8 protein-coding genes are annotated in these 7,579 nt (G+C 64.9%); 2 read left to right on the forward strand and 6 right to left on the reverse strand.

Annotated elements, in window-relative coordinates:
* Positions 1-7 precede the first annotated feature (7 nt).
* The 5 genes from EFY87_RS17830 to EFY87_RS17850 all read right to left on the reverse strand — a co-directional run bounded on the left by EFY87_RS17830 (position 8) and on the right by EFY87_RS17850 (position 4,686).
* On the reverse strand, positions 8-763 hold the full coding sequence (locus EFY87_RS17830; protein WP_158607700.1) for a gamma-glutamyl-gamma-aminobutyrate hydrolase family protein: 756 nt from the start codon (positions 761-763) through the stop codon (positions 8-10).
* Between the two features lie 74 nt (positions 764-837).
* On the reverse strand, positions 838-2,181 hold the full coding sequence (locus EFY87_RS17835) for a glutamine synthetase family protein (RefSeq protein ID WP_123272837.1): 1,344 nt from the start codon (positions 2,179-2,181) through the stop codon (positions 838-840).
* Positions 2,178-2,723: a flavin reductase family protein gene (locus tag EFY87_RS17840; protein WP_123272838.1), complete on the reverse strand. Its 546-nt coding sequence runs from the start codon at positions 2,721-2,723 to the stop codon at positions 2,178-2,180. Before EFY87_RS17840 ends, EFY87_RS17835 begins: the two co-directional genes overlap by 4 nt.
* Positions 2,724-2,779: 56 nt before the next feature.
* A complete protein-coding gene (locus tag EFY87_RS17845) occupies positions 2,780-3,904 on the reverse strand; it encodes a 2,5-dihydroxypyridine 5,6-dioxygenase NicX family protein (RefSeq protein WP_484103574.1) in 1,125 nt (374 codons plus the stop codon).
* Positions 3,880-4,686: an alpha/beta fold hydrolase gene (locus EFY87_RS17850; protein ID WP_158607701.1), complete on the reverse strand. Its 807-nt coding sequence runs from the start codon at positions 4,684-4,686 to the stop codon at positions 3,880-3,882. The genes EFY87_RS17845 and EFY87_RS17850 overlap by 25 nt, the downstream gene beginning before the upstream one ends.
* A 91-nt stretch (positions 4,687-4,777) precedes the next feature.
* On the opposite strand from EFY87_RS17850, the gene EFY87_RS17855 reads away from it, so the two are divergent.
* Complete coding sequence (locus EFY87_RS17855) at positions 4,778-5,965, forward strand: acyl-CoA dehydrogenase family protein (protein WP_123272839.1); 1,188 nt, start codon at positions 4,778-4,780, stop codon at positions 5,963-5,965.
* 46 nt (positions 5,966-6,011) lie between these two features.
* Positions 6,012-6,683, forward strand: coding sequence for a TetR/AcrR family transcriptional regulator (locus tag EFY87_RS21025; RefSeq protein ID WP_123272840.1), 672 nt, complete (start codon positions 6,012-6,014; stop codon positions 6,681-6,683).
* A gap of 39 nt (positions 6,684-6,722) precedes the next feature.
* Here EFY87_RS21025 and EFY87_RS20420 read toward each other — a convergent pair whose 3' ends face one another.
* Complete coding sequence (locus EFY87_RS20420) at positions 6,723-6,896, reverse strand: hypothetical protein (protein ID WP_158607702.1); 174 nt, start codon at positions 6,894-6,896, stop codon at positions 6,723-6,725.
* Positions 6,897-7,579: the final 683 nt, after the last annotated feature.

Below are 7,579 nucleotides of genomic sequence, written 5' to 3' on the forward strand. Positions count from 1 at the left end.
GGGCGTGTCACGGACCAGAAACACCAAATTTGCGATAGTCCCGCTCCAGGTTCGTGCGGGCAGTCGGGTGTGTGGCGTGCCCCGGTTCGGCACACGCGGAGACGAATGACCGGAAGAGAGCTTGCTCCCGGTCGTCTTCGGGGAGCAGCTCCGGATGCCATTGGACACCGACACACCAGCGGGCATCGACGAGCTCAATAGCCTCGATGCCGCCGTCTGAGGCGCGGGCTGCGATATCGAGCCCATCGCCGAGCCGATCGATGGCCTGATGGTGCAGCGAGTTCACCTCCTTGCCGGACAAGCCGTACACGGTTGCGAGCAGACTGCCCGGAGTGAATGTGACACCGTGCCGGTGCGTCTCGGCTAGCTCCGGGTCGGCAGCAACGGGCGGGTGCTCGGGGGACCTGCCAGCGATGTCCCCGTGCAGGGTCCCGCCGCAGGCCGCATTCAATAATTGCAGCCCGCGGCAGATCGCGAGCACGGGGAGCTCTGCGCTTAGGGCTGCCCTCAACAGGGCAATGTCCCAGCGGTCGAGGGACTCCGAGGCATTCTCCCCAACGGTATGGGGGCAGACCCCGCTGACGGGGGCGGCAAGATCCTCCCCACCGATGAGCACGAGCCCGGTCATACCCTGGATCACCTCGCGAGGGTCGGTGCCGACGCTGGCCTGAGGGCTGAGCAAGACCCGAGCGCCGGCGCGCTGCACTGCGTGGACGTACTGCACCTCCGCGCCGTACATGTCGCGGATCGGCGGGCCGAACACCTGTCCCTTTCGTCGCCACGTGTTCATTAGCACCCGGGGAGCCGGCCCCTCGGTTGTGCGCACCATTCCGGTACTCATCCGAGATCGAAGAAGCGCTCAAGCTCGACGTCGGGCACCTTGGCTGCGAATGTGTCGAGCTGGCTTTGCCTGGTTGCTGCGAAACCATCGACAAATGCGTCGCCGAACCAGTCCCGGGCGAATGTCGAACCGCGCATTCGCTCGATCGCCTCCGGCATGGAACGCGCGAACCCCGGCCCCTCCTGATTCTGCTCATAGCCATTGCCCGTTATCGGTTCACCTGGGTCGAGTTCTTCGATGATCCCCGCGGTCCCGGCAGCCACCATGGCAGCCACGATCAGGTATGGGTTGGCGTCGGCGCCGGCGAGACGGTTCTCGACACGCAGGGTGTCGTCGTCGTGGCCGACGACACGCAGACAGGCCGTGCGATTCTCATAGCCCCAGGTCAGCCCTGAAGGGGCGAAAGTACCTGGGGCGAAGCGCCGATAGGAGTTGACAGTGGGCAGGAACAACAGCGAGAGCTCACCCAAGTAGCGACGCAGCCCGCCCAGGAAGTGTATGAAAGCCCGTGACGTCCCATGTATGTCACCGGCATCGTGGAACACCGGGTTTCCGACGGAGTCGAGAAGGGACATGTGTACGTGGCTCGACTGGCTGTCCGCATCCTCATTCCAGCGCGGCATAAAGCAAACCGTCTTTCCGCGGCGCATCGCGAGGATCCGAAGAAAGTTTTTCAACAACACCAGTTGATCTGCCGGTTCCAAGCCCTCGCCGGGGGCAGTGCATGCCTCCATGAAACCGCCGCCGATCTCCTCGTGCATCTTCGACAGGTCGATTCGTAGGGCCTCGCACATGTCGGCCACGGCGCCGTACCAGTCGGACTGGTGGACTTGGTAGATGACTAGGTCATGGCTCTTGTGCGCAGTGGCGGTGCGCAGATCGTGATAGTTCTTGGCACGGGCACTCTCCGCCGTTTCGTCGAACAGCGTGTATTCGAGTTCGATGCCGTACCGCGGCGCATAACCATAGTTAGCGGCTGTAGCGAGGACTTTCCCGAGCAACGACCGCGGGCACAGCTGGGCGGCCTCACCGGAGTAGGTCGCCAGCAGGAGCAGATCCCGTCCGTCCTCGGCCCAGGGCACCCGCCTGGCGCTGTCCGGATCGACCTTCAGGAAGTCGTCATGGAAGTCGGCCGAGGCGTCGGTGACACCGGGTAGTGTGAGGAACTCGTCTGTGGGATCAAGCGCCAGCGTGGCCGGTGCCATGCCCATACCGTCGCGTAGTATGCCGGCCAGGCTGCTCGACGAGACCAGCTGTCCGCGGAGCAGACCATTGGTGTCGGCCAAGGCAACCGTGGCGAACCCACGGCCGAACTTCTCGATGTATTCCTCAGGCTTCATTTGGGCTCCTCTGTTACGTCAGGGCTCACGGTCGTGAACCGGCGCTGGTGGTACATCAGCGGCAGGGGAGTCTCGCCCTCGCAGAGCAGCGCGTCGAGTACTCGGCCGATCACTACCATGTGGCTGGCTTGGTGCAGGCTGTTGGAGAGGTGGCAGACGCAGACCGCAGTCGCCCCGTCGAGGGTCGGGGTTCCGGTCGTGTGCTGCGACCAGTCGGCGTTTGCGAACCGGTCGGATCCCTTGAGCCCCGTGCGTCCGGCAAACGTAGCAGCGATCGACTCCTGACTGTGGGAGAGGATGTTGACTGAGAACCACCCGGTCGCCGTCAGCGCCTTTGCCATGCTCGAACCGCGGTTGACGCAGGCCACCAGTTGCGGCGGCGTGGTGGACAGTGAGCAGACGGCGGTGGCCGTGATCCCGAATCGCTCGCCGGACGGGCTTGAGGCAGCAATGACGCAGACGGTGGCAGCCAGGGAGCTCATCGCAGTCAGGAAGCGCTGTTCTATCGTCTCTTCGTACGTGCGATCCTGGTCCTCAAGCATCCAGCCTGGGTAGGACGGAGCCAGCGAGCGATGATCGTGCCACCGCGGGTCGATGGTCAAGACGCCGGCCCCTCGTCCGCGGCGGTAGTCGGTCCGAGTACACCGGCATTCGCCGAGCAGGTGGGGGCGAGGTCACCCTGGAGCACGCCGTCGCTGACGATCGAGACGCCGTCCAGCTCGACACTGCAGTCGAGCATGGGCAGGTCGAAATGGCACCGGGTAAACCGGCCGGCTGTCTCGTTTGCGCCGGTCGAGTACATGAAATTGCCCTCGACGGCCCGGGCTTCGACGGCGTTGTGCTGGGACTTGTCGTAGAGGTCGAAGTAGTCCCAACGCGCACCAGGGTTCATGCCCCAGCCCAGGTGCGAGCTGGCGTACGCCTCGCGGTCGTTGAAGGCTGCCATGTAGCTGGCGAGCTGGCGAGCATCGAAGCCGTCGCCGCTGACGTCGACCACGTAGTCGTCTCGGACCGTGAGCCGGATCGGCGTGCGAACGTGGGTCTTGAAAGTGCAGTTCAGATCGCCTGGGGCGAGCACGATCATGCCGTTGACGCTGTTGCGGGCCGGAAAGGCGAGGACGAGGCCACCGGGCCAGTGGGCGATGCTGCCGGGACCGGACGTCACACCGGTGGAGCCGGCTCGGAAGGACCCGTCCAGCCGCACGGTTAGATCGGTGCCGGCCTCGGAAGTCACCCGCATCGTCGAGGCGGCCGAGATCATCTGGTAGCCGAGGTCGACGCGTCGGACCATGTCGGGGTCGTGGTGCATGCGCTCGAAGACCTCAGGGTGCTCGTTGGAGATCATCAGCACCCGCGTGCCGGACGCCAGAATCTGTCCGAGCTCCCGGGAATGCAGCAGACCCTCGACGGTGCAGTCAACGACGAAGTCTGCGCGACACAGCGCAGCCACCGCGGCGCTGTTCTGCTGGAGCGCGAGGCTGGTCCCGGTTGAGCGCAATGCGACCGGGCCAGGGTTGGCCGGCGTCGGCATCACCACCTGGAAGGTCTGAGCGCCAAGTGACTGCGCAGCCAGGAGCGCGGACTCGACGATATCCGCGCGGCTTGCAGATTCCGATAACACGATGCACAGCTCGGTCGGCACCAGGCAGCAGAGCTCGAACTGAGCAGCGAACCGCTGAACCCAGCGCCACTCGGCGCTCACGCCGCCCCACCAAGTTTCCACAGGCTGCGCAACTCCGCGTTCACACGCTCCGGATCTTCCAAGTTGAGCAGATGACCTGCCTCCGGAACTTCCACCAACCGCGCCTCGGGAATATGGGAGGCGATCTCTCGCGCATACGAGGGCGGCGTCTCGGTGTCTTCTGATCCCACCATCACCACGGTGGGCACTAGGATCTGGTGCAGTCGGTCGCGGGTGTCGTGGTCGACCAGGGCCCGACAGGCAGCGGCAAGGCTCTCGGCAGGCACTGACCTCATCGAATCGACCATCACCTGCCGTACCTCGGCCGGGCAGTCTTTGCCGACGAGCCCGGCCACGATCCGCTCTGAGGCAGTGCAGGCTTCGTGCAACGGGGTCACCCGGCTGGCCATCCAGTCTTCTTTCGTGGTGACCCCATCGAGCCCGAATGCCGGACTGGTGTCGAGTAATGCCAGGGTACGGACCAGCTGTGGATAGTCCAGGGTGAGGTGCTGGGCTACCATGCCGCCGAAGGACAGGCCGACAACATCCACCTGTCGCACTCCGAGAGTCGTAATCCATTCGGCGGCGGCCGTCGCGAGCTCCGGGAGTGAGGTGGGCAGGCCCGGAGAGTCGCCGTATCCGGGTTGATCCCACGCGCAGCAGCGGCGCACGTCCTGAAGGACGGCCAGCTGGGGGTCCCAGTTGGTGCGCCGTCCGCCCAAGCCATGCAGGAACACGGCAACCGGAGCGCCTTCCGTACCCGCAGTCCTCCAACCGACAAGACCGCCGAGGACGTTTGTGATCTCATTCATGGCCACATTCATGACGAGGAGTCTAGGCGGCGCCACACCAAGATGTAAATGGGTATGACAGTGATGTTGACATATTCGGTATGTGTTCCGCAGACTGTTCGCCATGAAGACATCCCACGACATTGTTCCGCTCACTCGGGAGGAGATGGTGGCTCGGGTCCGCGAGCTGGGTCCGACGTTCGCCGAGCGGGCCGTGCGCTACGACCGTGAGGCAGTATTTCCCTGGGAGAACTTCGCCGATCTCAAGGCGTCCGGGCTACTCGCCCTGTGCGTCCCGGAGGAGTACGGCGGCATAGGGGCCTCCTATGCCGACTACGCACGGGTCTCGGCCGAGATCGGCCGCTACTGCGGCGCTACGGCCCTGACGTTCAACATGCACAATGCGACCATGCTCTGGGCCGGCCAGGTTGCGGACATGCTCGACTTCTCGGCGGAGGACCGCGCTCTGCACCACGCGCGTCGCGCCGAGCTGTTCCGGGGGGTGGTCGAGGAGGGAGCCATCCACAGCCAGCCCTTCAGCGAGGGCATCTCGGCCGGAGCCACGTCGGGCGTGCACACCAAAGCGGAGCCTGTCGCGGGTGGCTTCCGGGTCACCGGACGCAAGATCTTTGCGTCGTTGTCCGGCGCGGCGAGCCGCTACAACGTGACCTGCCAGGTTCCGTGCGAGCCGTTCATTCGGCTGCTGTCGATCCCCGCGGCCGCCGACGGCATACAGATCGTCGGTGATTGGGATCCGCTGGGTATGCGCGGCACCGTCTCACGCACGCTGTTGTTCGAGAACGTCTTCGTACCGGCGGACAACGAGGTCCTGCCGGCGCGAGGCTATGACCAGGCGGCGCAGCGATTCCCATTTCTGTTCATGTCGCTCGCTCCGAGCTACCTGGGTCTGACTCGGGGGGTCCTTGACTTCACCCGGACGTACCTTCGGGGCGAGACCCCGGGCCAGACGCCCGGCGGCGCTCGCCGTGACCTGGTGCAGAAGCAGGTCGGGTGGGGGCAGATGCAGATCGACTACGAGACCAGCCGGGCGATCCTCTACGATGTTCTCGACAACACCCGGATCGATCCGGATGAGGAGTTGCTGGCGCGAGCATGGGTCGCGGTCTACACCGTCATGGAGAACGCCAACAAGGTGGCCTCGCTGGCGGTGCGCGTCTGCGGTGGCCAATCGATGCTCAAGCATCTACCCCTCGAGCGGATGTACCGCGACTCGAGGCTGGGCATCACGATGCTTCCGTGGTCCGGAGAGGTATGCCTCGACCGACTGGGCAAGGTCGGTCTCTACGACTGAGGCATACGCTGGGCTGTCTCTCACCCAGACTCAAAGAGGAGAGTCCATGCCCACTGCGACGCGCACGCGGCGACTCAGCCGCGACAAGATCATCGCCGCCGTTACCGAACTTCTAGAACGCGGGGGCGTCGATGCCGCTGTGTCGACCCGGACCATCGGTGAAGCGCTCCGTGTGCACCCGACCGCCCTCTACCGGCACTTCCGAGACATGGACGAGCTCCTCCGCGAGGCTGCGGACAGTATCATGACGAGTTTGGTCGAAAGCATGCCCGCCATCGGGGACGCTGCCGGGCTCGATGGGGTTGCTTGCGTATGTCGAGATCTCCGACAGGTGTTGATGACGCATCCAGGAGCCGCGCGAGTGATGGCCTCCGGCCCGTCCCGCATGAAGAACGAGCGGGCCTTCACCGAACGCCTGCTTGGCCTTCTCGTCGAGGCCGGTCTCTCGGACAATGACACGATCTACGGCTACCACGCACTGGTGGAGTTCACTGTCGGCTCCGCTGCCATCGACTCGATAGGACCGGCTCGCTCTGCAGAGGAGGAGGCTGCCCGCCACCGCCGTTGGCGTGCTGACTACCTCGCCGCGTCCTCGGAGTCCTTCCCGGAGACCGTACGCCTCGCGAACGAGCTGTACCCAGACGCATCCGAACAGTTCCGGTTCGGGCTCGACCTGCTCATCGAGGGGCTGCGACGCCGGGTCGGCAGCCAGCCATAGCCGCAGGAGGCAAGCCATAGCTCGACCATCGTGGGGCGTTCAGCGGACCAGGGTGCCGAGCTGGCCGCACAATTCATTCGCCACGTCGGCGAACCCGCCTGTGTTGGAGATCGAGCGGCTACTGGGCGATGCCGTCACCAAGGACGGCTGGGCGTGCATGGTCGTGCCGCACCCGGGTGAGTTCGTGCACGGCTCGAGGTTGGAGGTCGTCACCCTGCCGACGATCCGACCGGCCGGTTGGAGGGCAAGTCGTCGAGCGAGGTCGTTCCGTTCCCGAACTTCCAGTGCGAGCAGATGTCGAGGAGAAACTGCCAGTCCGTGTTGCTGACGGTACCCCAACGCCACGCCTGCGTAAGCGCGCCGGAGCGTTGAAGTTCTGGCTCCACAACGCCTCACACAGCGCATACGCCTCGTCGAGGGCGAGCGATGCTGGCCGATTGGCAACGGCAGCCGTCATCCAGCTTCTGCCAGGCAGCGTCGTGCCACGGCTCATAGGGGCGCTGAAGACAGCTGTGCTGTCGGCGATCGAGCGGCGAATACCATCCGTCCATGCGTGTGGGCAGCTCGTCTGCTGGGCCACCCGTGCCGCTCGTTCCCACCAGCCAATGCGCGGCCGCCGGTTACGCTCGGCGCCGGGCACGCCGCATCGGGTGATCTCGGTCCACACGTGGCACGCCATCCACCGGATCCATCCGCCGCCCATCTCAAGCGCTCGCCCATCCTGGTATCGGTCCAGGTGTGCCCGCCAGTCCGATCTCGCCTCTCGAGCATCAACACTCCGGCCCTGATCTACCCCAGGGCCTCGGAATTTGTCAAGATGTTTGGGGCCAGCGGTTCTTAAGCAGCTGGTTGTTGGTCCTCCTGTTCTTCCTCGGGTGGTTTGTTGATCCAGGCGT

It is taken from the genome of Flexivirga caeni (assembly GCF_003724155.1).
Lineage (GTDB): Bacteria > Actinomycetota > Actinomycetes > Actinomycetales > Dermatophilaceae > Flexivirga > Flexivirga caeni.

Bases quoted from the DNA above. Each gene is read 5' to 3' on its own strand.
- EFY87_RS17835 (WP_123272837.1), bottom strand. From the start codon at position 2,181: ATGAAGCCTGAGGAATACATCGAGAAGTTCGGCCGTGGGTTCGCCACG.
- EFY87_RS17840 (WP_123272838.1), bottom strand. From the start codon at position 2,723: ATGCTTGAGGACCAGGATCGCACGTACGAAGAGACGATAGAACAGCGC.
- EFY87_RS17850 (WP_158607701.1), bottom strand. From the start codon at position 4,686: ATGAATGTGGCCATGAATGAGATCACAAACGTCCTCGGCGGTCTTGTC.
- EFY87_RS17855 (WP_123272839.1), top strand. From the start codon at position 4,778: ATGAAGACATCCCACGACATTGTTCCGCTCACTCGGGAGGAGATGGTG.
- EFY87_RS21025 (WP_123272840.1), top strand. From the start codon at position 6,012: ATGCCCACTGCGACGCGCACGCGGCGACTCAGCCGCGACAAGATCATC.